Genomic DNA, 23,554 nt, shown 5'->3' with positions numbered 1-23,554 from the left:
CGCAGAATTTAAAGGTGGTCGCCGGTACGTTGCCCGGCACGGTGGTTGTCAGCGCGAAAAGCCCGCGCGGGGCGCGCATGTTCGAGGTGCAATATTGTCTGGGCGATACGTCCGTGCCCGCCAATTGGAAGCTCGGCGCGCAGCACAGCTCCTGCAGCAAAATTAAGATGGATGGCCTGGAGCGCGGCAAGGACTACGCGTTCCGCATCTGCGCCTTTGGCCAAGACGGCCACGGCCCCTGGTCGGAGCTGACCGTGTTTATGCCGTCTTGATAGGGATTGTTGATTTAGGCTGCACCAACTCCAACGGAGTTTCCGGCATCCCTTCCGGACGTCGGGTCATCGGGCATTGGGATACGCGCCAATGAATTGAGCGCCGTGCAACGTACCGCAGGTTTCCTAACCTGCTGTGTCGCCGACTTCCCAGTCGGCAGACCGTTTGCCATTTCCCGACGCGCCCGAATTTCCAGCACCCCGCAGGTTGGGAAACCTGCGACACAGCAGACTTGGAAGTCTGCGGTACGAGGGTGCCTGCCCACCGGTAAACGTCGTCGCGCCGAAACATTCTGGAGGGATGCATCGGTTTTATTGGGCGACGTTCCGGAGGTCATGCCCCGTTCCCCTCACGACGGCTCCGGCTACCATCTTTCATCTCGTTCGGGATGAGGAGGTGCCTTGCCGGATAATCCTGCAATCATGGAAACAAAACCTGGCAACCATCCGGATCGCGGCACCCACACCGCCTGTCTAATGACTTGAAATTATTTTCGGCCCGCGTAGGTTGGGCGTATGATTCGCCTGCAAATGACTGATGCCGCGAGCGGTTGCACCGCCCGGAACCGCGTGTCCGTACTGGCTTTGGGTTGGGGGCTCACGCTGCTGCTGGCCGCCAGCGCCATTGGCCAAACCTCCGGCCCGCTCGCCGAGCGGTTGAAATCGTCGCCATTCAAGATCGTGCATGAATGTTACGTGAATGATAGCCCCACCTATTACCAGACGAGCCCGGACACTGACCCGCACGGGCCGCCGAATCCCGGCAAGGATGTCAAACGCGTCATCCGGGGTGGCAGTTACAAATCCAGCGCTGACCAATGCCGCGCCACCGCGCGCCAGGGGGAACGCACCGGGGATACGGATGCGTGTTTCTCCACGGATTTTTGCGGATTCAGGTGTGTGCGGGCGGCGTCCCGGAAAGACATATTGCCAATGGGAGTGAAGCGCGAATAACCGCATGCTTTTTCACACCTGGCCATTCTTAATCTTTCTGCTGGTGGTGCTGCCGGTGTTCTTTGCCCTGCGCAAGACGCGGCTGTGGCTGCCGTGGCTCACGCTGGCCTCCTATTTCTTTTATGGCTGGTGGAACCCGTACTACCTCATCCTGGTGGTTTATTCCACGCTGCTGGATTTTTTCCTGGTGGCCCTGATGGATCACTGCCCGCACGAAGGCCAAACGGTGGATGTGCGCGGGCGCTTGACCCGGCTGCGGTTTGATGACCCGGTGTTGAAGTGGGCGTTCATCGGATCGGTAGTGGCGGCGGTGGGCATCCTGGGCGTGGCGGCAGTCGGTCCGGGAACCTTGCGTCCCACGCTGGGGTTGCTGGGCGTGATCGTCCTGCTCATGGCGCTGGGGTCGCTCTTCAGCAGCCGGCGCACCTGGCTGGTGATCAGCCTGGTCAACAACCTGGCCCTGCTGCTCTTCTTCAAATACGCCCGGTTCGTGGTGGAAAACCTCAACGAGGTGCTGGCCTGGGCGCACCTCTCGTTTAAGCTGTCCGATCCCTCCGCACTGATGCCCTTGGGCTTTCAATACCTGCTGCCGGTGGGCATTTCGTTTTTCACCTTCCAATCGTTGAGCTACACGATTGATTTCTATCTGGGCAACGTGCAGCGCGAGCGGAATTTCCTGCGGTTCGCCACGTTCGTGTGTTTCTTCCCGCAACTGATGGCCGGCCCCATCGAGCGCGCGAAACATCTGCTGCCCCAGTTCCGGCAATTCCCGGAAATCCGGCTGCAAAACTTCACGGACGGCGCCTCGCTGTTCCTGGTAGGGCTGTTCAAGAAACTCGCGCTGGCCAATTATCTCTCCTATTACGTGGAGCGTGCCTATGACAATCCCGCCGCCCGCAGCGCGCCCGAGCTGATCCTGGGCACCATGGCGTTTGGCTGGCAAATCTTTTTTGATTTCAGCGGATACACGGACATGGCGCGCGGCATTGCCAAGCTCATGGGATTCAATTTGATTCTGAACTTCAATAATCCCTACCTGGCAACCGGGCTCGGGGAATTCTGGACCCGCTGGCACATCAGTCTTTCAAGCTGGTTCCGGGATTACGTCTATATTCCCCTGGGCGGCAACCGGGGCGGCACGCTCTTCACGTACCGAAACCTGTTCCTCACCTTTTTCATCTCCGGCATCTGGCATGGGGCGGCGTGGACGTTTGTCATCTGGGGCGCGTTGCACGGCCTGGGAGTGATCATCACACGCGAGCTGGAGCGGTCGGCCCTTTACCGCGAGCGCGTGCCCCGAATGCTCAAGCAAGCCGGGGTATTCCTGTTTGTGTCGTTCACGTGGATCTTTTTCCGCGCGGAAACGCTCAGCGATGCCCTGCTGATTACCCGCTGCATCTTTACCGCCGCGTGGCATGATCCCCAAATCCCGCTGCTGATGGTGGGGTTGACCGGCCTGGTCTGGCTGTACGAGCTGTTATACGAATCCAAATTCCGCGAGGTTTTGAAGACCGGATTGGTCCGGGTGAGCGTGGCGGTGTTCATCGTGCTGTACCTCTGCATCTGCTCCTCGGGCGGCGGCACGTTTATTTACTTCCAATTCTGATATGCCACCCGAAATCACATCTGAGAAAAATCAGTGCCTCACGCCGACCGCTACGACCGGGAAGGAAGTGCCGTTTGGGGTCAATGAGGTCCGCCTCAGCGCTAGACAATGGGTGGTTGCCGTGGTGATCATTATCCTGGTTCTGCTGATAACCCCCCGGCTGTGGACAAAGGTGGAACGCTTCGACACCGGCGCCGATTACCGCATTCCTTATCAGCTCAGCAAAGATTACTGGCTCTATGGCCGCCGGCTCAATCAGGCAGCCGACCCGGCGCAGATCCTCGTGCTGGGTGACTCGGTGGTCTGGGGGGAATATGTCTTGCCTGATGGCACCCTGTCCCATTTCCTGGATCAGGAAGCCAAAACCACCAACCGGTTTATCAACTGCGGGCTGAACGGCCTCTTCCCACTCGCGCAGGAGGGGTTGGTGACCTATTACAGCCCCGCGCTGCGGCACCGGAAAGTCATCGTGCAATGCAACGTGCTGTGGATGACCAGTCCCAAGGCCGACCTGAGCACAACCAAGGAGGAACAGTTCAATCATTCGCGTCTCGTGCCGCAATTTACCCCGCGCATCCCCTGTTACCGGGCCGATGCGAATGAGCGCCTGGCGGCCGCCATCGAACGTGAGGTCCCGTTTTTTGCGTGGGTGGGCCATTTGCAGAGCGCGTACTTTGGGCAGAAAAGCATTTTGAAATGGACCCTGGAGGGGGATGACCAAACCCCGCCGCATTATCCGAACGGGTACAAAAATCCCCTGTCGCAAATCACCCTGAGCGTCCCGGCAGCGCCGCTGGAGGACCCGCAGCGCGGCCCCAAGAGCGCGCGGCACAAGCCGTGGTCCAGCCAGGGGCAAAATACCACCAGCTTTGAATGGGTGGGTTTGGAATCCTCTCTGCAATGGCAGGCCTTTCAACGGGTGATCCATACCTTGCGGCAGCGCGATAACGATATCCTGGTGGTGCTGGGCCCCTTCAATGAACATCTGGTTTCGGAGCAGAGCCGCCCTGCCCTGCAGGCGATCCGCCAGGGAATCGCGGCCTGGCTCACGCAACAACAGTTACCCCACCTGGTCCCGGAAACGCTCCCCAGCGAACTCTACGCCGACGCCAGCCATCCACTGACTGAGGGCTACGCCCGACTGGCGAAACAACTCTACGCGACGGACACATTCCAAAAGTGGATGAAGCATGATTTGGCAGCGAAGTAAACCGTAAAGCATCAAAGGCTGGTGCGCGCGGCGGGAGTTGAACCCACAACCTGCGGCTTCGGAGGCCGTCACTCTATCCAATTGAGCTACGCGCGCATGTGCCTGCGATTTGGTGGCATTCGCCCAGAAAAGGACTTTTTCGCAAACCGCACGTCCGGCAATCTAACGTGAATACATGCCGACAGCAAGCAAAAGCGCAGGTAAAATTAAAGCTGCCAGGAATTACAATCATCGCATCAACGCTTTCGCATGACTAGACCGGAAACGGCGTTTGGAAGCGTGTTTCCCGGGAGCCTGAGTCGTTTCGCATTCTGCTGTGGCAACCGCATTCCAGTTCCCTATTTTTATGCCAGTAAATCTTGCTGCCACAGTCTTGGTCACTGATTACAGACCGCCTATCGCCGGACTGACCGCGAAGCGGTTAGCACCTTGGCACTTGCGGTAAATGCTGAAAATGGGCATCCGAAGTGCAGAGAATGAGGTTGTATTGGACAACGAGTGCAGCAATCCACAAATCATTGGTGGGTATGGCGACTGCCTTTTTACGCAAATTTTCCGCTAATCCAGCTTCCCGCAAAATCCTTCTTTTTCCCTAAACGCCGGGCTTGCATTTGGCGGCCAAACCCGGAAAACTGCCCCGCGAAAATCAGATTGCGACCGGGCAGGTTGAGGCTACCTTATGGCCAACGCCTGACATTGGTGAAAGCACGATGATAACGGCAAAACGAAGAGACTTTATAAAGTCGGTGGTGCGCACGGGCCTCTTGGGAGGCACCGGAGCGCTGGCCTATTGGTTGTCGCGCCGTCCGGACAACCGCGGGGCGGTTCGTTGCGAACGTCCGGTGGACTGCCAGGGATGCGGGGTGTTTGCGAACTGTTCCCTGCCGAAAGCCACCCAGGCCCGGCAAACCTTTAGCGGAGGCCCGTCATGAGTCATTCGCCCGATTCCGAATCCAATTTCTCCCGTCGCAATTTTCTGCAACGCGGCGCGCAGAGCGCTACCGCGTTGGCGCTTGGAACCGCCACCCCATCGGTCCTGGCGGCTAAAGCGACCGAGGAAAATCCGTACGAGTACAAGATTGATCAGTATCTCAAAACCGATCCCGCGCTGGTCCATTATGAAGCCGTGGCGCAATTCAACTGTCCCGGACAGGATGCCCGCCGGATTGCGTTGGGCGCGAATGATCAGGCCTTCATTTCCGCCGGTCGAACGGTTTATGCCGTGGATGCCGGCGGCCATGTGGCGCGGGAATACCAGGCCGCCGACGTGGTGCGCGCCCTGGCGGTGGATAAGGATGGCGGGCTGTTCCTGGGCTTGAAGGAACAAGTGGAGGTCTTTGGCAGCGCCGGCAAATCCATGGGGGTCTGGCAAAGTCCCGGCCCCAAAACCTGGCTGACAGGCATCGCCGTCGGCGAACAGGATGTGTACGCTGCGGATGCGGGCAACCGTGTAATTCATCGTTACGATAAATCCGGCAAACCATCCGGTCGTCTCGGTGAAAAGGACAAGGACCGCAATATTCCCGGGCTCATTCTTCCCAGCCCGTTTTGCGACGTGGAAATCGGACGGGACGGCTTGGTGCGTGTGACCAATTCCGGGCGGCACCAGGTGGAAACGTATAACGCGAAGGGGGATTTGGAATTTGCCTGGGGCGAACCGGGCGTTGGGATTAAACATTTTTGCGGCTGCTGCAACCCGATCAACATCGCCTTGCTGTCGGATGGCCGCGTGGTGACCTGCGAAAAAGGGTTGCTACGCGTCAAAATTTATTCGGATCGCGGAGAGTTTCAGAGCGTAGTGGCAGGCACCGAGTCATTCCCCAAAAACGCGACAGCCACAATGGGTCAGGGGAAATGGGACGGCTCCATGGCCGGCTTGGATGCCGCCGTGGACTCGCTGGGCCGGGTGTGGATACTGGATCAGGTGGGGAAAACGATCAAGATCATGGCGCGAAAGAAAGCTGCCGCCTAACCTTAAAACCGAACCAATCCCATGGCCCTCCCCAATTGCCCAATGAAGAAGCCCGCAGAACCCGAGCAATCGCGCCGGGAGTTTGTGCGTGAAGGAGCCCGACTGGCGGCCATTGCCGGACTAGGAGCGCTCGTGGGTGGTGTCGCCACCAAAGCCGCCGCCGCCAACACGGTCTGGCAGATTGACCCGTTCAAATGCACTTGGTGCGGCAAGTGCGCCACGGCCTGCGTGCTGCAACCCTCGGCGGTCAAATGCGTGCAGATGTATCCGATGTGCGGTTATTGCAAACTATGCACGGGATATTTCGAGCCGGAACCGAACAAACTGAATACGGCGGCGGAGAACCAGGTGTGTCCCACCGGCGCGATCAAGCGCAAGGCGATGGAAGATCCGTACTACGAGTACACCATTGACGAACCGCTTTGCATCGGCTGCGCCAAATGCGTCAAAGGCTGCACCTTGTTTGGCAATGGCTCATTCTATTTGCAAATCCGCCATGATCGTTGTGTGAACTGCAATCAATGTTCCATTGCCGAGGTGTGTCCGGCGCAAGCCATCAGCCGCATACCCTCGGATAAGCCGTATTTAATGAAAGACCGGGATCACCAGGGACCACAGGGAGGAACCCCTTGAAGAGCGCGGGAAAATATTTTCCATGGCTGTTGCTGATCGGTTTGTTTCTGGGAGCCGTCTGGAGCGCTTCCGCCGTGGAACGCTTTCCGCCACCGGACTTTGATGCCGGATACAAATTCCCCACGACGACCACGCCGGCGGCCCGCGAAGCATGGTTGCAAATCGTGGACGTGCTGGTACTGCTGGGCGCGCTGTCGATGTCCACCCTGTTCGTGCTGAAAAAACGCTCACGTGCCCATATTCTCGGGCTCACGGTATTTTCGGCGTTGTACTTCGGGTTTTACCGTAAAGGGTGTGTCTGCTCCGTGGGGTCAACCCAGGACGTCGCGCTTGCCTTCTTCAATCCCGGCTATGCGGTACCGTGGACCGTACTCGCTTTTTTCCTGTTGCCGCTGGTGTTCACTTTGATTTTTGGTCGGACCTTTTGCGCCGCCGTCTGCCCGCTGGGCGCGATGCAAGACCTGGTGGTGGTCAAACCCAAGGCCTTGCCCGTCTGGCTGGAGCAGGGTTTGGGCATCATCCCCTTCATCTACCTGGGCCTGGGTGTATTGTTGGCGGCCACCGGCAGCCTCTTTTTGTTCTGCGAATATGACCCGTTCATCGCCTTGTACCGTCGCAGCGGCAACTGGCCGATGCTGGCCATGGGAGCAGGGTTCATCCTGGTGGGCGCGTTCATTGGCCGGCCCTATTGCCGTTTCCTCTGCCCGTATGGCGCCATGCTCAGCGTGTTGGGACGCTTCTCCAAATGGAATGTCACCCTGACGCCGCAAGATTGCGTGCATTGCCAATTGTGCGATATCGCCTGCCCGTATGGTGCGATCAAAGAACCGGTCGGTGAATTACCAGCCCCATCCGCCGCCCAGCGCAAACGAAGACTATTCGTGGTAACGGCCCTGCTGCCAGTACTCGTGTTGGCAGGCGCTTTGATCGGCAGACAACTGGGCACGCCGCTTTCCATGTTGCATCCTAACGTGAGCTTGGCGGAACAGATTGCGTTGGAGGATTCCGGCAAAACCAAGCAAACTACCAAGGCCAGTGAAGCCTTCCGCGATACCGGCAAACCCAAGACCGAACTGTTCGCCACCGCCTTGAGGATTCGCGGCGAATTCCTATTTGGCGGCGCGCTGCTCGGCGCGTTCGCCGGATTGGTCATCGGCTTGAAATTGATCGGTCTCAGCGCGGTGGTGAAGCGCACCATCTTTGAGCCGGATACCGCCAATTGTGTCGCCTGCGGACGCTGCTACACGCATTGCCCGAACGACCTGATTCGCATCAAACGCGAGCAGAAAGCCAAAAGCATTCCGCTGACCCCGGCTTGACCAACCCCGCCATGGCCCAGGAACCCACCAATCCCGTTGTTATTGAAGAGCATCCTTGGAAAAAGGCGGCGCGCCAAATCGCCATCGCGACTGGCCTTTATTGCACCCTCGTGGTGGCGGTGTTGATCTTCAATTTGGCGCGCAGCCGGGCGGTGGACCCGATCAATAACCAGCAATTGGCCGATCTCAAAGCGGCGTTGGTCAAGGCACCCAATGACGAATCCCTGAAGCTGAAAATTCGCGCGTTGGATTTGAAGTTGCGCGAACAACATCTCGGCTACCTTGGCCTGGTATGGCGGAGCAGTTGGATGCTGTTTGGCGGGGCGCTGGTGCTGCTGCCCGCACTGCACTATCTCACCTGGCGCAAGAAACTGCCGCGGCCCGGCAAATACGTGGCCAACCCCGCAGGCGCCGAGGTGGACGATCTTCGCAGCAGTTATGCGGTCGGCACGGTGACGATCACCGGCATTGTCGCGGTGGCGTATTTTGTCACGACCAGTCCGTCACTCTTAAGCGGTGCGCTGACCGCCAAAGCGCATGGAACAGGAAAAAGCGGGGCCACCAATGCTGCCGGGGTGGCCGCAAAACCGATCGAACAAGTGGCGTGGCCAACCGCTGATGAATTCAAAAAGAATTGGCATCGGTTTCGCGGTTTCGGTGGCGCAGGGGTGGCCACCTTTACCAATGTTCCCCTGACTTGGAACGGGCAAAGCGGGGAGAACATCCAATGGAAGAGTCCCGTCCCGCTCGCCAGTCCCAGTTCGCCGCTGATTTGGGGTAACCGGGTCTTTATTGCCGGGGCCACCAGCAGCCGCCGGGAACTGTATTGTTATGACCTCGCCAGCGGCAAACTCACCTGGCAAAAAACGGTGGGCACACCTGGTGCCGCCGTCAAAAAAGAGGAAGAAAGCGAGTTGCGCAGTTTCGGATGCAGCACCCCGGCAACCGATGGCACACGGGTTTTCACCATCTACGATAATTGTGAGGTTACCGCCTTCGACTTTGAGGGGAACGTGGTTTGGAGCAAGCCGACAGGCAAACCGGATAACTCGTATGGGCACGCCACCTCCCTGGAGGTGCATCAAGGCAAGGTACTCGTTCAAATTGACCAGGGGGATGGTGAAACCGGGAATGGCAAATCCCGTATTTTTGCGTTCGATGTCGCCACCGGCAATCTGGTCTGGCAAACACCGGTGCGCCCGGTGGGCAGTTCCTGGGCGACACTGATCATCATCCCGACAGCCGCAGGCAAGGAACAAATCATCGCGTCCGGCAACCCGTGGCTGATGGCTTATGATCCCGCCAACGGCGGCGAACTCTGGCGCGCCAAAGTGCTGGGTGGCGAGGTTACTCCGTCCCCGGTGTTCGGTGCCGGGATGGTGCTCTCCGCCAATGAAAAACTCTCCGCCGTCAAGCCCGACGGGAGCGGTGATGTGACCAAGTCCCATGTGGCTTGGCACGGGGAAGATAATATCCCGGATATTTGCAGCCCCCTCACCGATGGCACGCGAGTTTATCTGGCTACCAGTTCGGGATTGATCACGTGTTACCAGGCCGCAACCGGCAAGAAACTCTGGGAAAAGGAACTGGAAGTGGAATGCAAAACCTCGCCCAGCCTCGTGGGGGACGCCTTGATGCTCCTCGGTGAAAAAGGCGCCATGGTTCTGCTGCAAGCGGGCGATACAACCCGGGAAATCAGCCGCCAAACACTCGATGATGAATTTGTCGCCTCCCCGGCGTTTACCGATGGCAGGATCATCCTGCGCGGCAAAAAATCCCTCTTCTGTATTGGCCGGAAGTAAGGGCTAATGTTTTGCCAGTAACAGTACAATCCGCACGCCCACCGCGCCGGCGAGAATCAGCAATAGTACCCCGGAAAGGTGCTCCATCAGCAGTAGTGTTTTGGGGGAAATTTTGCGACGCCCACGGGAAACAAGGAACGCCAGGGTCAGGAACCAAACCAGGGCGCCGGTCGCCACGCCCAGCACACAAGCGGATTTCTCCTCGATATTTTCGGCCACCCAGTCGTGCGAAATAAAGGTGGCGGTCAGCGCGATCCACATCAACAGCACCCCCAGGTTTCCCAACACTTGCACGAACCCGGTCATAAAAGCCGAGCTGGGATGTACCCGTTGCTCAATGCGGTCCGCGCGCAGATTGCGCTCTTCCACCGCTTGGGCGCGCAGATACTTGATCCCCAGCCATAGCATCAACAAAAAACTGACCAATTCCATGGCTGCCTTGACGGTGCGGTTCTCTAACATGGTCGAGAAACCGGCAAACGCCAGCGCGCAATAGATGGTTTCCATGACCGTGGACCCCAACCCAATCATGAGTCCCCATTTAAATCCCCGGCGGGCGCCTTCGTTAATGATCGCCACAATAATGGGCCCCGGCACAAACGAGGCAATGAAGCCGCTCACCACGCCGGTAAGCCAGGCGACCAGGATATGTGGTGGCTCAGGCATGGTGGGCTACAAATGCGGTGGCGCGTTGTCCGGCTCTTCCTCTTCCTCTTCGATCTCATCCCGCGTCCGGCGGGATATCCAGGGACGAAAGAAACCGTAGATCAGATACGCCGTGAAAATCACCGGCAGAATGATGAATAGAACTTTCTCCCGCAATACCACGATGCAACCGATAAACATGACGCTCACCACCAAACGGGTGAACGGACGCGTGGTCTTGAGGTTCAAGGTTTTAAAGCTGGGATATTTAACCTCGCTGACCATCATGAATGAAAGAACGAGAAGAATTACTGGCAACGCAAACCGCCAGTTGCTCTGCAAAAGGCGTTCATCCAGCATGTTGTGATTGTCCAGCCACAGCATCAGCAGCGTCAGCGATGCGACCATCGCCGCAGCCGCCGGGATGGGAAATCCCACGAACTCTTTGCCCCCACTGCTGGAAGGCATGGCCGAGAGACAATTGAACCGGGCCAACCGCAACGCGCCGCAAATCAGGTAAATGGAGGCAATGAACCAGCCCACCTCGGAATGCCCGGCAAACACCTCGCGCAATACGATCCGATGCACCAAAAACGCCGGCGCCGCGCCGAAGGAAATCAGGTCGGCCAGCGAATCAAACTCGCGTCCAAATGGGCTTTCTGCCCCGCCCCAGCGCGCCACGCGTCCATCCAGCAAATCAAAAATACAAGCGAGCAGGATGAAACCCAGCGCCACCTGTATGTTTTGGTTAAAATTGGCTGTATTGACATCCGCCTCCACGATCTTGGTCAAGGCGACAAAGCCGCAGAACAGATTCCCCGCCGTCATCAGGTTCGGCAGAAAAAATATCTTCAGCTTTTGCTCGGGTACCGTGTTCGCTGGCGGTGCTGGTTGGGGGTTGGAGTTCATAATCCCATCGGGTTTGGGTTTAGGCGCGCCGCGCCAGAATGGTTTCTCCGCCAATGACCTTATCGCCCAGTTTGACGCTGATTTTCACCGTGCGCGGCAGATAAACATCGCAGCGCGAGCCAAATTGAATCAGGCTGATGCGTTCGCCGCGCGCCACCAGCTCGCCAGTGGCGGACCAGGGAATGATCCGGCGGGCAAGGATGCCGGCAATCAACCGGATACTGATTTTTTCGCCCGGCACTTCCGTGGAATCAAAACCGATCAGCACATTTTCATTGCAGAGGCCGCAGGTGGGGCTGGTGGCCGGCTTGAACTCGCCCGGTTGGTGCCGCACAATCCCCACCCGTCCGCTGACAGGCGCGCGTTGCACATGGACGTCCAGCGGCGAAAGAAAGATCGAAATGCGCTGGCAGCGTCCGCCCATAAACTCCTTTTCCTCGGTTTCATCCACCACATCCACCGTGCCATGGGCCGGCGAGAGCACCACGCCCGGTTCCTGGGGGATGGACGGCTCCGGGTCGCGAAAAAAATACACCATCAACGCGACAAACGCGATCCACAGCGCGATGAAGCCGGAGGCAAACCACGTAACAAAGGCCGCAAGGTACGTGGCGATAATGCCGGCGGCAAAAATCCCCAACAACACCAGGATTGACCAGAATATCCACTTCCATGCCGCCGAGGCGGCCTTACCACAATGTTTCATATCGGGGTGAGTCTAAGACTTGTTTGAAAACTATAAAGCGTAAAATTTACTGTTCCTTTCCGGGCCGCCCAACTATAACCCTGTGCGTCATGAATCCGATGCAAAAACCTTTATCCTTGGTCGTGCTCGCCGCCGGAGTAGGCAGCCGTTACGGCGGTTTGAAACAAATGGAACCGCTGGGGCCGGGCGGCGAAGCAGTGCTGGACTACGCAGTATTCGACGCCAAACGCGCCGGCTTTAACCGTTTTGTTTTCGTGATCCGCAAAGACATCGAACGGGATTTCCGCGATCTGCTGGCCCGGCGGTTTGAAAGGCATGTGGAGGTGCAATATGCGTTCCAAGAGCGGGATGCCCTGCCACCTGGCTTCTCCGCACCTTCCAATCGGGTGAAACCATGGGGCACTGGCCATGCCACCTTGTGCGCGGCTCCGGTTACTCCCGGTCCATTTGCCGTAATCAACGCTGATGATTTTTACGGTGCCGCCTCGTATCAGGTGCTGGCGGATTATCTTCAGGCTGCGCCGTCGCAAGCAGCACCCGAGGCGTATGCCATGGTTGGGTTTCAGTTGGATCGCACCCTTTCGGAACATGGCGCGGTGGCGCGCGGGGTGTGTCACACGGACCACGCAGGGAATCTGAATTCCGTCGAAGAACTCACCGGGATCACGCGCACCCCGGACGGCATCGGCAACCGGGAGGCCAACGGCAGTTTGCGAATGCTTACTGGCCACGAGGCGGTATCCCTGAATTGCTGGGGATTTCAGCCGGGGTTGTTTGACCACTTGCGGATGCTCTTCGCCGATTTTCTAAAACAGCACGGCCAGGATCTCCGTGCCGAATTTTACCTGCCGTTCGCCATCAATGCGCTAATCCAACAAGGCAAAGCCCGCGTCAAGGTATTGCCCACCCCCTGTTCCTGGTTCGGGGTCACCTACCGGGAAGACCGCCCGCGCGTCGTCGAAGGCATCCGCGCCCTGATCCGCCAAGGGGCCTACCCCGAGCGGCTCTGGGTGGCGTAAAGAATGATCGTTACAACTTGCGCAACCGGGTTTGAACCCGAACGATCTTCACTCGGCGTTTTGCCTTTGCCGGTTTCCGGGATCACGGCGGTGGGCGGCCCGTGCGAGCACCTTGCGGAGTGCGGATTGCGGAATGACGGCGAAAACTGATTTTGCAGAAATAGTTTCGGGCAGAAAAATATACTGATGAAGATAGGAGCGTGGAGTCAGGAGTTTTGCGTCATGGTCCCCTTTTCCCTTTCTTTATTTAGGGCGTTGTTCCAGGCGAACGCCGTGCCCAGCCGCGCAAACAACGACGGTGGTGCTTGCTGTAGGTTCTCCATAATCAACTGCGCAAGGATGCTGCTTTTACGCCAAAGGTCAAATGCGAAAGAAAGACGGAAGAAGGCCAAAGACCGAACGGGGTGTGCAGGACCAACTGCCCATCGAGCAGGAACTCATCCTGTGATTGACCCGACGCGGCGGTTTCCCTTACTCTCGCCCCATGGTCAAGCAAGCGAAGTCAAAGAACTCCACCGAAGTTGCCCCGGAAACCCCGGCGGCGAATAAGCCTGCCGGTCGGCCCTCCGCGCTCGTGGATAATTAAAAACTTACATGAGCAAGGAATCTCGACAACGAAGAAGATTAGAGGCGACGGCTCAGGCACGAAAACGCCAACGCCGTAAATGGTTGCCTTGGATAGGGTGTTTTACCCTCATTTTTGGAATATTTATTGGTTTGAAGTTGATCCCCAAACGTTCGCCATCAGAAGTTGTCAATAGCCGATTCGGAACTTCAATACCCGACCAGCCATCCGGATTCAAAACGCCCACCAATTATCTTGAACTTTGCGAATTGTCTGACTCCGCGCTGTATCTATGTGACATTGCCCTGATGAATCTCCTTTGCGCTGAGGGTTTACGCGGCTCAGAAAATCTGAACGTGAAAGACTGTTTGGAAAAACTCGATGGAATCGCCAAATATGTGAAAGGAGATACCGAACGTAACTTCCACAAGTTTAAGGAAAAACCTGGTGATTACAACAATTCCGAAGGCTACTTTCGCATAATGATGATGGTCACGGTGCTGCAACAAGATTTGGGTGTACACTACAATCCAGACCGCAGGCAAATACCCGGCACACCCATCCAGCCCAATCAACAATTTTTTGCCAATTCTCAAGATGTATTCATCCATGGTTTGGCGTTGAAAAATGGCACTGGCACCTGCTCTTCCATGCCGGTCTTTTATGTGGCGGTGGGAAGACGGCTGGGGTATCCCCTTAAACTTGTCAAAGCAAAAGGCCATTTATTCGTCAGATGGGAAGAGGGCGAACGCAGCTTTAATGTCGAAAGCACCTCCATTGGTTTTATCAGCTTTCAAGATGATTATTATCGGACTTGGCCTGCGCCTTTCACGCCAGAAGAAGAACAATCGGAACGGTATCTTAAGGCGATGACCCCTGCACAAGAATTGGCAGTGTTTTTGTCAATTCGTGGCATGTGCCTGGCTGCCGCCGGTCAGCGGATGTGGTCGCTAGTGGCATTTGTGCATGCGATAAGAAAGGAACCCGAATCGGTCGGACACCAACTGATCTACCAACGTGCCGAAAAGGAGGCACTGCAAGCAGGCGCATTGACACCACAGCAGGCAAACGTCCTGGCCGTGCAACGCCTGCCCATTCCTGATGGACCAATGCGGCAATATTACTTCCAGCGCCGCGAAGTGCTCAAAGCGCAGATCATGTCAGGGGTTCCCGAGGATGATTTGGAGATGGAATTTCGTATTTTGCGGGCCGAATTGCTGAGCCACGCACGCCGGGAGAGCTTGAAAAAAGAAAGAAATTCCGCTGGCAAATCATCCCCTGCAATGATAAATTCTCCACCAAGATGAAAACAAAGCTGATTCTAAACGTCCGGTTGTTCGTATTGGCAGGTTTTATTGCTGCTTCCTATTCCGCTTGCGCTTTTTACGATACCCACATTGGCCGATGGATATCCAGAGACCCCATCGAGGAGGCGGGAGGGCTCAATATCTATGGCTTTACAAAAAACAGTCCAATTCAGTTTGTGGACAAGCTCGGGATGTTCGTAACCGCAAATCCAAACGACGCTTGGAATTTATTTTCCGCAGCTTGCCCTTTGTGTAACGGACAACGGTACAACAGCTTCAAGTCATGTTGTTGCAATGGGAAAATCGTCTCGCGCCAGCCGATCGATAGTGGAGTTATAGCCTTCCGATGGAGCGGCAACGTGCCCACCCCCAGCGGCAATCCCTATCACGCATGGCTGACATGGCCCGGTGGAAGCATCGACAACAATGCGATTATCGGAATGTACATAGTTAGCAGCCCAGCCGCAGGACCAACATTATACACCACGCCCGCTCCCCAGCAAAATTCAGTAAAACTCTCACCTTGCGATTACGATTTTGAGAAACTACACCGTTGCTTGAACAATAAGGCAGCACAACTAAATGGAACTTCCGATAATCGCTTGTGCGACAAATTTGCGGAAGCGATTCTTTCCGAGTGTCTGGAGGAAAGCAAAGGTTGTACGGCCAAATGAGTCGGCTAATAGCGAACTATTCAGCTTGGCGCTGCCACCCACGACTCCTCAAGGCTGCGTTCTGGATTCCCGTGCTCGCCGTGCTATGCGGCTGCGTAAAGCAAGAAAGCGGAAGGTTCTATTTGCAGGAAATCGGAAACTTTGCCGCGAATTCTGCGGGCAACAACCTGGATGCTTCGTTTTCTTTGCCCGAAGGATTCACCGGATCGTGCCTGGGACTCTCGGTGAAAGATTCCCGCCAGCAAATGAGGTTCCCAATCTCGCTGGCAAGCAACCTCGCCCAGTTAAAATTCACATTGCAAATTTTTGAGGACAATGCCTCCAACGCTTTCTATCAAGCGGAAGTCCCTCTTAAAAACAATTCCGCGTATTATCCGCTTTGGCGTCCCGCCTATGGCGTGTTGATTGGGGGATTGGAGCCGCTGCCATACGCGTGGCCTGAAACTCGGAGCAATACGGTGGCGGTCTTCCGATACGGAGAGGATTCCCATGCTTTGGAGAGCGGAATACTGCGTTCAAAAGTGGCATACAGACTTCGGCTAACAGTGCGTGACTCAATACTGTTGACGAACCGGCTTCACCTCTGGCTATACAGCCACAGAGCTGGCAGTGATATGCGACCCGAACAGTAAAATTGCCCAACAAAGTGGATTTTGCTTCAGAATCACCATGAAAACAAAGTTAAATTTAAACGTCCGTTTGTTCGTATTGGCAGGCTTTATCGCTGCTTCTTATTCCGCTTGCGCTTTTTACGACACCCACATTGGCCGATGGATTAATCGTGATCCAATTGAGGAGGCGGGAGGATATCATTTATATGCATTTGTCGATAATTCACCGGTTTCATATTGTGACCACTTGGGATTAATTCAAGCAACGTATCAAGGATATGTAATCTCTGAGCAACAACATGGAAACTTTCTCCAATTCCAAGGCCAATGCAAAAAATGTGAACAAGTCACTAATATTCGGATTGATTATTCGGCAGCAGAGAAGTGTATTATTTCATCATGGGTATTGAGGCAAATTCTAACCCGTACAGGACCGGTGCCAATTTTTAGTGATGTTCAATCGTTTCGTGATCGAATAGGCGATGGTGGCACATTAGGTGGGCTTCGTAGTCCAACTGATGAAACAAACTGTCGAGGCAATCCGGTTGAAATACAAGCGTTCATGCGCACCCGTTTAGTGTCGAATGGTTGGAAAGCAGGCGCTTGGCGAATTTGGAATTCAATGCCAGATCCCGAGGATTCGCTGCAATGTTACCAATCTGGCACACGCGTCGATTATGATTGCACGCCCTGCCAACATAACCATGGAACTCCCCCTTGATTCATTTGAAGTCCTTGAGTTTGTTGCCCAATCCTTGTTGGCAAAATGGTGCCTGCTGCTGGTTCTGTTAAGTTTTGCCTCATTCACATGGATGGTTGTAGGTTTCTTCAAAAGGCAGGCACCTCTTGGGAGCAGCATGGTCTTGGCGGGAAGCATACTAGCTATTTGTTTTATAGGGATATTTATATCATGGCATAACGTCCAAGAGCAATATGCTCAAATTCTTCTTGCTTCAGAAAACGATCAAGCTGCAGAAGCAGGTTGCCGGTACTTCATTGAAAAAGTGCCTGTGGAACGCATACAACGCCTGCTCACTGCGGACAGGAATACAGCTAATACTCGATTCTATCTGGCGGTAGCTATAGTGTTAAAGGATAGAGCCAATGCTGATGGCACTCTGTCAAATACCAGAGTCTTTGAAAGGCCGTACTTCTTTGGTAGTAATAGCTTTAATAACATAAAAAGAATTACCTGGCCAGCGAGTGGAAAAGACCTTCATGGGGCTTTAGCTGCGCATCTTTCTATCCCCAAAAAGGACTAATGAAATCGTTTGTTAATTGATGACATTCAGGGGGAGGGTATGAAATTTCCAGTTCTGATATTCGTCGCGGCATCTGTCCTCACAAGCTGTGAACAAAATAATACGGTTTATGGAAGTGGATTCAGGCCCCAAACATTTGGTGCGATCACCAATGGGATGACCGCAGCGCAATTAACCTCACTTTTGGGAGAACCTTTGAATTTATACACTCACGTCACATTCCCCAAGTTGCAAGCTGCAGATAACTATGCTGGTAAAATCCAGCCGGGCAAAATAAAGGACAGCGAGATCGCCCATTATGTTTGGGTGTATTCACTGCCGCGAAACAAGCATAGAGATTACGTTGTTTATGAAGTGTCGGTGGACACCAACAACTTCGTGGTTGGCAAACAAACCTATACCACCGATTGATCAAAAAATTCCCAAGCCTAGTGCAATTTTTTGGTGGTTATTTTCATCAGGATTGGACCGCTGATGATCCTACTGATGAGGCCGTGATTGTTCGATTCATCTCAAACAATCCACCAGAAACCCTGAATCGAGTGGTCAAGGAATTGGATCAATTCCTGTCGTTCAAGCTCACGGAATCGGAACTGCGTTCTTTCTTGTTCGACGAATTTCTCTGTTTTTATCTGCCTGCGGAAGGATCATTTCAGGATTGGTTAATCAAAGTTCGCCGTTTGCTGGCCAATGCCCAAAAACAGTGACTGCGCACCGCAAGTGGCAGCCCTTTTATTCCCTTCTAACCTTACTTTAACGCCTGCCATTAAAGCCGGGAATCCCCGGTTTTTGATGTTTTTGGCCGTTTCTTGCGTAAGTACCTGTAAATTAGCCGGATGGGCGCGTAATTTTGAAAAATTGCCGCCAAATTTAGCCGGATGGGCGGGTAATTTACCCGGATATTCGACCAATTAGCGTGATGATTTGGCTAATTTAACCGGATGGGCGGCAAATTTACTCGGATGAGCGCCAAATTTAGTCGATTGGGCGGCTGGTTTGGCCGGATGAGCGCCTAGCTTACCCGGATGGGCGGCCAGTTTAGGCGGATGAACGCCTGGTTTACCCGGATGGGCGGCTAATTTTGCCGGATGAACGGCTAGTTTAGGCAGATGGGCGGGTGGTTTTCGGGGCCGTAAAGCAAAACCGGGCGGTATGTCCCGCCCGGTTTGGTGTCAGCTATATGAATCAGGCAACGCGGCCGCTTAGGTGGTGGGTGGTGTGGGCGGCGTGGTCGGTGTGGCGGGAGCCTTGGCGTGGCGGGGCCGGGCGAAGAACGCCTTGATGAGGGCCAGTTCGGCATCATAGGCGCCATCACGGTTGGCGACCTTGGCGGCGGCGTAACCAAGCAGCAGCGAATGGTACAGATCGGCGTGCAGCGCCAGGTTGGTGTCGTTCATGTCCTCGTACAAGGCCAGCACTTGCGCGAAGATGCGCGCCCAAGGTTCTTGCAGGGCAATGTCCGCGTTGAATCCGGCCAGATCAAAATCGCCGCTCATGGATGTGGGGTGATTGGTGATGAACAGTGACATCTGTTCCAGGGTGCCTTGCGAGGCGGGCGTGACGTGCGGCAGGCGTTTCCGCTCCGTCGGCGTCAGCCGGATCAACATCGGCAGATTGGTGCGGATGGTTGCGAACGCGGCGTTAATCGCGGCTTCGGCCTGGGTGTTAATGGTTCCTTCGACGAGGTTATGTTCCATATTGGTTTTTATTTTTGGTGGTTCATTATAGAGCGCCCCGGAATTGAAAAGCGCTTCGTTATATCTGGCCATGAGTCATGTATGGTTAATGTTTTTTATTTTGTGACTTTCAGGCTTACGGGTGTCAACGTAGCGGAGCCCCTCACCCCATGCAAGCCTGATTTATAAATTATTTTTTAAACTCTCACTTGACGGGAAGTCCGATTTGGATTTTTATATCCGCGTAGAATGGCGTGGTAAAATTCAATTCAAAGTGACGCATACAAGGCCCGCAGGCGAGGCAAGGCGGTGGCCCAGGCAAGTCCGGATTGGAAGCAGGCCCGTAACCAGCGGATGAGTTTGACGGAGTATTGCACGGGCTGGCTGAGCGTCGCCCACGTGCTGGGCCACCGACGGCCCGCTTGGAGCGTGGCCGTCTTTTGCTTGGCTAACCGTTCGGCGTGGCGCTGGCCATCCGGTTTATTGATTACCCCTTCCTGGCTGGCCAACACATGTTCCAGGCGCCGGATCAAATTGTGCGTCAGACACAAAAACTCGGCTTGAGCCGCTTTGGCCGTGGGCGAAGTGGCCCAGGATTTCTTTTCGTTGAGTTTGTTCTTCAAGCAATCAAACACCTTTTCGATCTGCCAGCGCCGATGGTAAAGATGCGCGATGAGGCCCGGCGGCAGGGTCAGCTCCGTGGTGAGGAAGACGCGAATCTCCCCGGTATCAGGCGCTTGGCAGGTTACGCGGCGCAGCAGCACGCCCTCACTGCTGCTTACCCGCTCGTCTTGGAGGACGCCATAATTGATCGGATCGGCGTGGTCCCAGACTTTGTTTTCAATGCCCTCCAAGGCCGAATTTTCCTTTTCCAGGCTAATGAAATAAATCCCGGAAGTGCTTTTGATCTGGTCCCAAAAGCGAAAATCGATGACGGCTTTGTCCCAGACATAAAGCACTTGCCGCCCCACCGGCGCGCAGTGGCGCAGCATCGCCTTGGTCAGGCGTTTGAGGGCGTGCAAATCATGTTCTTTCTTGCCTTGCGCCGTGGCCAACCGAGCGAGGGTGCGCCGGCGCAAATCCAACGCGTAAAAATGTCCCGTGGCATAAATCTTCGCATCCAGGCGCGGCTCATGACTGGCGGCCTGATGCCAGTGGCCGTCCCCGGCATAGACGTCAAAGTTATCCAACTGCGGAAATCCCGCCAATTCATCGGGCAAACCCGCTTTGAGGTCGCCAGCAAAACGTTGATTGACTTCTTGGAGGAGGCGGAGGCGGCGTGCGCTTTTGAGGGTATGAAAGTAATGAGAGAGGTCGGGACAGGACTCCAAATCGGCACCATGGGTTTGGAGGAAAGCACGCCCCGTGGCGGATTCATGGATGGCCCGTTGGAGACCGAGGGAAACCCAGGCCGAATCGGAAAGTTCCGGGCAAACCCGGAAGGCGGGGCAGTCCGCCACGCACTGAAGAGCCGGTTTTGCGAAATTGTTGTAAACGGTTGATAAAGAGTCATTTAGCATGGTGTAAAAAAATTTCATAACCAGCTAATTGTCAAGCCTTACCAGAAAGTATTTTTTAAATATTTTAACCGTGGGAAAAGGATGTGGTGGTGGCCGCTAGGCGCGGTCGTGGAAACGAGGAACGCTCACTGACTTAATTGGGGCTGGGCTTCGTCAAGCGCCCGCCACGTTGCGGCAAAGGCTCCTGTCGTACGTGTTTTTATCCGATTCTTCTACACCCTTCATCCGCGTACCCGGTGAAACTAAGAATGAATAAACCTTAACCAATAACCAGCTATGGCTTTTGATCCTACCAAACCTGTCGAACATACTGAGATAGACGCCGCCGAGTTGCGCGCCCAATTCAACGCCCTCAAGGCCCTGGATGATGACAAGAGCGCCCGTATTGCTGCGCTGGAGGCGCAAGTCGCCGCCCTCCAGGCGAACGCCGTCACCACCGCGCAGTTGGCCGAGGCGCTAAGCAACCTCAGCGCCGCGCTCATTGCCAACAGCAGCGCGAACAGTAACGGCGTGGCCATGATGGATTTCGTGGTGAGCGATCCGCCGACGCAATGGGAGACCGGCACGATTTATAACACGCTGAACGCGCTGGTCCAGGCGCTGCGGCGTGTGTAAGGCAATTGCGTAGCCGCGGACGTGAGTCCGCGCTGATCTGCTCAGGGCGCTTTGGTGCGGGGGTGACCGCCGATTGGGCCGAAAACGAAATGTGCGCCGACTCACGTCGGCGGCTACGGGCGGTACGCGTTTGCTGGGGGGCCTCACTGTTTCCCATCAACCGTTGGGCTTCGATGCCGCAATCCTTTGAGATTGGCCGAAGCGCCTGGCTAGTCCGCATGATCCCGGCGATTTTGGGAAAAAGTAAGTTGCGAGTTGAGAGCCTCGGATTTCGGGAAATAACTTTCGGCTGGAAATATTCGGGCAAAGGGTTCAGGCTTTCCGGCCACATGAATTCAACCATGAATAAACGCGCAATGGATCGCCGGGAATTTGTCAAGACTGCCGCGCTGGCGGCCGGGATGTTCAGCACCGGCGCGCTGGCGTCTGCCGCGGAGAAGGTCAAAGCCCCCAGCTTCCTCACCAGCAAGCCCAAGATGAAGTTGGGCACCGTGACCTATAATCTGGCCAAGGATTGGGAGATTGAGATGATCATCAAGAATTGCGAGGCCGCCAAGTTCGACGGCGTGGAGTTGCGCACCGAGCACAAGCACGGGGTGGAACTCACGCTCTCCAAGGAGCAACGCGCAGAGGTGAAAAAGAAGTTTCAGAACTCCAAGGTGGAGCTGATGGGGTTGGGCGGCACGTATGATTACCATACGCCCGACCCGGCTAAGTTGCGCAAGGATATTGACGCCACCAAGGAATATATCGTGCTGGCGCAGGAGGTCGGAGCGTCCGGGGTGAAGGTGCGCCCGAACGGTTTCCCCAAGGAGGTGCCGAAGGAAAAGACGCTGGAGCAGATCGGCACCGCGCTAAAGGAGTTGGGCGAATTTGCCAAGGAGCACGGCCAGATGATCCGGCTGGAAGTGCATGGCAGCGGCACGTCGCTGGTGCCGAACATCAAAACCATCCTGGATGTCGCCAACCATCCCAATGTCGGCGCGTGCTGGAATTCCAATCCCACCGATTTGGAGGGCGACGGCTGGGACGCCAATTTCAACCTGATCAAGCACAAGATCGTCTCGGTACACATGCGCGATTTGTCGCTGGAGGATTATCCGTTCCGCAAATTGCTCACCGGCCTGAATGAAACGGGCTACACCGGTTATTGTCTGGCGGAAATCCCGGAAACCACCGATCCAGTGCGCGTGATGAAATATTACCGGGCCTTGTGGCTGGCGTATCAAGGGTTGCTCTAGGCGGTGGCGAATGCCGCCGTCCCCTACCCCGTTTTGCCGCTGCGATAACGAGGTCACATGCCCATTGTCACGAAATTCATCCTCACCGCCGCCGTCATTATTTTGACGACGCTGGCCGGCTACGCCTGCCGCCGAAAGCGCTGGATCGAGGAGCGGGTGGGCGAATGGTTGATGACGATCGTGGCGGTATTCGGTTATCCCCTGGTGGGATTTTTCACCGTGTGGGGCACTTCGCTGAAAGCCAGTGATGCGATGCTGCCAATCATGGCCTGCACGCACGTCGTGGTCATGACGTTCCTGGGATTGGCGCTGACCCCAATGGTCACGCGCGACCGCGCTGAACGCGGGTTGCTGGCGGTCTCGGGCGGACTGGGCAATAATGGTTTCACGATGGGGGCGTTCATCCTGTACCTGCTGTACGGGGAACAGGCGTTGGGGCTGGCCAATATTTACTTTGTGGTGTTTGTGCCGCTGGTGGTGGTGCTAATCTATCCGCTGGCGCGGCACTTTGCCAGCGCGCAACCGCAAGGCACGCTGGGAGAGTTGATGCGGCGCAGCCTGTTGGATTGGCGCTCCATCGGCCTGCCGATCAACGTCCTCGCGATCCTCATCTCCGCCGCCGGGGTGCGGCGTCCGCAATGCGTGGCCGACTGGCATTTGGTGGACATCATGGTTTATACCTTCACGCCGATGGCGTTTTTCGCGATTGGGCTGCGGTTGCACGGCTCGAAGGTGCTGCCGTTATGGCGGATGATTGCCTGGCTGGGCGTGGTGCGCTTTGGGTTGGGCGCGGTGACGGGCCTGGGCCTGGCGTGGTTGACGCAACTAACGCCCTGGGGCTTTGCGGACCTGCGCTGGAACGTCTATGTGGTGCAATCCTTCATGCCGACGGCGGTCACCAGCGTGGCGGTGGCGAACATGTTCGGCCTGAAACCGCAGGAGTCCTCGGTGCTGTTCGTGACCAACACCGCGCTGTATCTGGTGCTCATCTTGCCGCTGGTGTTTTGGTTGTTTGGATAAAACGCGGCTGGTAGAA

General features: G+C 55.8%; 24 protein-coding genes and 1 tRNA gene. 19 read left to right on the top strand and 6 right to left on the bottom strand.

Going from position 1 to position 23,554, the window contains the following annotated elements:
- The 4 genes from WCO56_00880 to WCO56_00865 form a co-directional block, all read left to right on the top strand.
- On the top strand, nucleotides 1-272 hold a 272-nt coding region (locus tag WCO56_00880; GenBank protein MEI7728096.1), incomplete at its 5' end, for a fibronectin type III domain-containing protein.
- A gap of 531 nt (nucleotides 273-803) precedes the next feature.
- Nucleotides 804-1,226, top strand: a complete 423-nt coding sequence (locus WCO56_00875) for a hypothetical protein (GenBank protein ID MEI7728095.1) — start codon at nucleotides 804-806, stop codon at nucleotides 1,224-1,226.
- Nucleotides 1,227-1,230: 4 nt separating this feature from the next.
- Nucleotides 1,231-2,832 carry an MBOAT family O-acyltransferase gene (locus WCO56_00870; GenBank protein ID MEI7728094.1) on the top strand — a complete coding sequence of 534 codons (1,602 nt, stop codon included), beginning with the start codon at nucleotides 1,231-1,233 and terminating at the stop codon, nucleotides 2,830-2,832.
- A 1-nt stretch (nucleotide 2,833) separates the two neighbouring features.
- The gene (locus tag WCO56_00865) at nucleotides 2,834-4,042 is read left to right on the top strand and encodes a hypothetical protein (protein MEI7728093.1); all 1,209 of its coding nucleotides are present in this window, start codon (nucleotides 2,834-2,836) and stop codon (nucleotides 4,040-4,042) included.
- Between the two features lie 19 nt (nucleotides 4,043-4,061).
- Here the strand turns inward: WCO56_00865 and WCO56_00860 are convergent.
- Nucleotides 4,062-4,138: transfer RNA gene (locus WCO56_00860), tRNA-Arg, on the bottom strand.
- A gap of 832 nt (nucleotides 4,139-4,970) precedes the next feature.
- Between WCO56_00860 and WCO56_00855 the strand changes: the two genes are divergently transcribed.
- The 4 genes from WCO56_00855 to WCO56_00840 are packed head-to-tail and all read left to right on the top strand — an operon-like array spanning nucleotide 4,971 to nucleotide 9,768.
- Nucleotides 4,971-6,014, top strand: a complete 1,044-nt coding sequence (locus tag WCO56_00855) for a hypothetical protein (protein ID MEI7728092.1) — start codon at nucleotides 4,971-4,973, stop codon at nucleotides 6,012-6,014.
- Between the two features lie 42 nt (nucleotides 6,015-6,056).
- The gene (locus tag WCO56_00850; protein ID MEI7728091.1) at nucleotides 6,057-6,647 is read left to right on the top strand and encodes a ferredoxin; all 591 of its coding nucleotides are present in this window, start codon (nucleotides 6,057-6,059) and stop codon (nucleotides 6,645-6,647) included.
- Entirely contained in the window at nucleotides 6,644-7,966 is a 1,323-nt protein-coding gene (locus WCO56_00845) for a 4Fe-4S binding protein (GenBank protein MEI7728090.1), read from the top strand. Before WCO56_00850 ends, WCO56_00845 begins: the two co-directional genes overlap by 4 nt.
- 11 nt (nucleotides 7,967-7,977) lie before the next feature.
- Nucleotides 7,978-9,768, top strand: a complete 1,791-nt coding sequence (locus WCO56_00840) for a PQQ-binding-like beta-propeller repeat protein (GenBank protein MEI7728089.1) — start codon at nucleotides 7,978-7,980, stop codon at nucleotides 9,766-9,768.
- A gap of 3 nt (nucleotides 9,769-9,771) precedes the next feature.
- On the opposite strand, the gene WCO56_00835 is transcribed toward WCO56_00840, so the two are convergent.
- From WCO56_00835 to WCO56_00825, 3 genes are read right to left on the bottom strand one after another with little or no spacing between them, the layout of a single operon-like run.
- Entirely contained in the window at nucleotides 9,772-10,434 is a 663-nt protein-coding gene (locus WCO56_00835) for a LysE family transporter (GenBank protein MEI7728088.1), read from the bottom strand.
- A 6-nt stretch (nucleotides 10,435-10,440) separates the two neighbouring features.
- Entirely contained in the window at nucleotides 10,441-11,322 is an 882-nt protein-coding gene (gene pssA, locus WCO56_00830) for a CDP-diacylglycerol--serine O-phosphatidyltransferase (protein MEI7728087.1), read from the bottom strand.
- Between the two features lie 19 nt (nucleotides 11,323-11,341).
- Nucleotides 11,342-12,028, bottom strand: coding sequence for a phosphatidylserine decarboxylase (locus WCO56_00825; GenBank protein MEI7728086.1), 687 nt, complete (start codon nucleotides 12,026-12,028; stop codon nucleotides 11,342-11,344).
- Between the two features lie 89 nt (nucleotides 12,029-12,117).
- On the opposite strand from WCO56_00825, the gene WCO56_00820 reads away from it, so the two are divergent.
- The 8 genes from WCO56_00820 (at nucleotide 12,118) to WCO56_00785 (ending at nucleotide 18,173) form a co-directional block, all read left to right on the top strand.
- Nucleotides 12,118-13,047 carry a nucleotidyltransferase gene (locus WCO56_00820; protein MEI7728085.1) on the top strand — a complete coding sequence of 310 codons (930 nt, stop codon included), beginning with the start codon at nucleotides 12,118-12,120 and terminating at the stop codon, nucleotides 13,045-13,047.
- Nucleotides 13,048-13,641: 594 nt separating this feature from the next.
- A complete protein-coding gene (locus WCO56_00815; GenBank protein ID MEI7728084.1) occupies nucleotides 13,642-14,919 on the top strand; it encodes a transglutaminase family protein in 1,278 nt (425 codons plus the stop codon).
- Entirely contained in the window at nucleotides 14,916-15,593 is a 678-nt protein-coding gene (locus tag WCO56_00810; protein ID MEI7728083.1) for an RHS repeat-associated core domain-containing protein, read from the top strand. The genes WCO56_00815 and WCO56_00810 overlap by 4 nt, the downstream gene beginning before the upstream one ends.
- Before the next feature lie 71 nt (nucleotides 15,594-15,664).
- Nucleotides 15,665-16,225, top strand: coding sequence for a hypothetical protein (locus WCO56_00805; GenBank protein ID MEI7728082.1), 561 nt, complete (start codon nucleotides 15,665-15,667; stop codon nucleotides 16,223-16,225).
- A gap of 37 nt (nucleotides 16,226-16,262) precedes the next feature.
- Nucleotides 16,263-16,925 (top strand): RHS repeat-associated core domain-containing protein, encoded by a 663-nt coding sequence (locus WCO56_00800; GenBank protein MEI7728081.1) that lies wholly within the window; start codon nucleotides 16,263-16,265, stop codon nucleotides 16,923-16,925.
- Nucleotides 16,909-17,466 carry a hypothetical protein gene (locus tag WCO56_00795; GenBank protein ID MEI7728080.1) on the top strand — a complete coding sequence of 186 codons (558 nt, stop codon included), beginning with the start codon at nucleotides 16,909-16,911 and terminating at the stop codon, nucleotides 17,464-17,466. The genes WCO56_00800 and WCO56_00795 overlap by 17 nt, the downstream gene beginning before the upstream one ends.
- 9 nt (nucleotides 17,467-17,475) lie before the next feature.
- Nucleotides 17,476-17,877 carry a hypothetical protein gene (locus WCO56_00790; protein MEI7728079.1) on the top strand — a complete coding sequence of 134 codons (402 nt, stop codon included), beginning with the start codon at nucleotides 17,476-17,478 and terminating at the stop codon, nucleotides 17,875-17,877.
- Complete coding sequence (locus tag WCO56_00785) at nucleotides 17,874-18,173, top strand: contact-dependent growth inhibition system immunity protein (protein MEI7728078.1); 300 nt, start codon at nucleotides 17,874-17,876, stop codon at nucleotides 18,171-18,173. Before WCO56_00790 ends, WCO56_00785 begins: the two co-directional genes overlap by 4 nt.
- Nucleotides 18,174-18,668: 495 nt before the next feature.
- On the opposite strand, the gene WCO56_00780 is transcribed toward WCO56_00785, so the two are convergent.
- Together WCO56_00780 and WCO56_00775 are read right to left on the bottom strand one after the other, a co-directional pair.
- The gene (locus WCO56_00780; protein MEI7728077.1) at nucleotides 18,669-19,163 is read right to left on the bottom strand and encodes a hypothetical protein; all 495 of its coding nucleotides are present in this window, start codon (nucleotides 19,161-19,163) and stop codon (nucleotides 18,669-18,671) included.
- A gap of 248 nt (nucleotides 19,164-19,411) precedes the next feature.
- Nucleotides 19,412-20,680: a transposase gene (locus WCO56_00775; GenBank protein MEI7728076.1), complete on the bottom strand. Its 1,269-nt coding sequence runs from the start codon at nucleotides 20,678-20,680 to the stop codon at nucleotides 19,412-19,414.
- A 258-nt stretch (nucleotides 20,681-20,938) separates the two neighbouring features.
- Here WCO56_00775 and WCO56_00770 point away from each other — a divergent pair, with 258 nt between their 5' ends.
- From WCO56_00770 to WCO56_00760, 3 genes are all read left to right on the top strand, one after another.
- Nucleotides 20,939-21,277: a hypothetical protein gene (locus tag WCO56_00770; protein MEI7728075.1), complete on the top strand. Its 339-nt coding sequence runs from the start codon at nucleotides 20,939-20,941 to the stop codon at nucleotides 21,275-21,277.
- Between the two features lie 341 nt (nucleotides 21,278-21,618).
- Nucleotides 21,619-22,518, top strand: a complete 900-nt coding sequence (locus WCO56_00765) for a sugar phosphate isomerase/epimerase (protein MEI7728074.1) — start codon at nucleotides 21,619-21,621, stop codon at nucleotides 22,516-22,518.
- A gap of 57 nt (nucleotides 22,519-22,575) precedes the next feature.
- Complete coding sequence (locus WCO56_00760; protein ID MEI7728073.1) at nucleotides 22,576-23,538, top strand: AEC family transporter; 963 nt, start codon at nucleotides 22,576-22,578, stop codon at nucleotides 23,536-23,538.
- The last annotated feature ends 16 nt before the right edge of the window (nucleotides 23,539-23,554 follow it).

This window comes from Verrucomicrobiota bacterium (assembly GCA_037139415.1).
Lineage (GTDB): Bacteria > Verrucomicrobiota > Verrucomicrobiia > Limisphaerales > Fontisphaeraceae > JBAXGN01.
The sequence above is the reverse complement of the archived record's forward strand: the minus strand, read 5'-3'. Positions and strand labels throughout refer to the sequence as shown.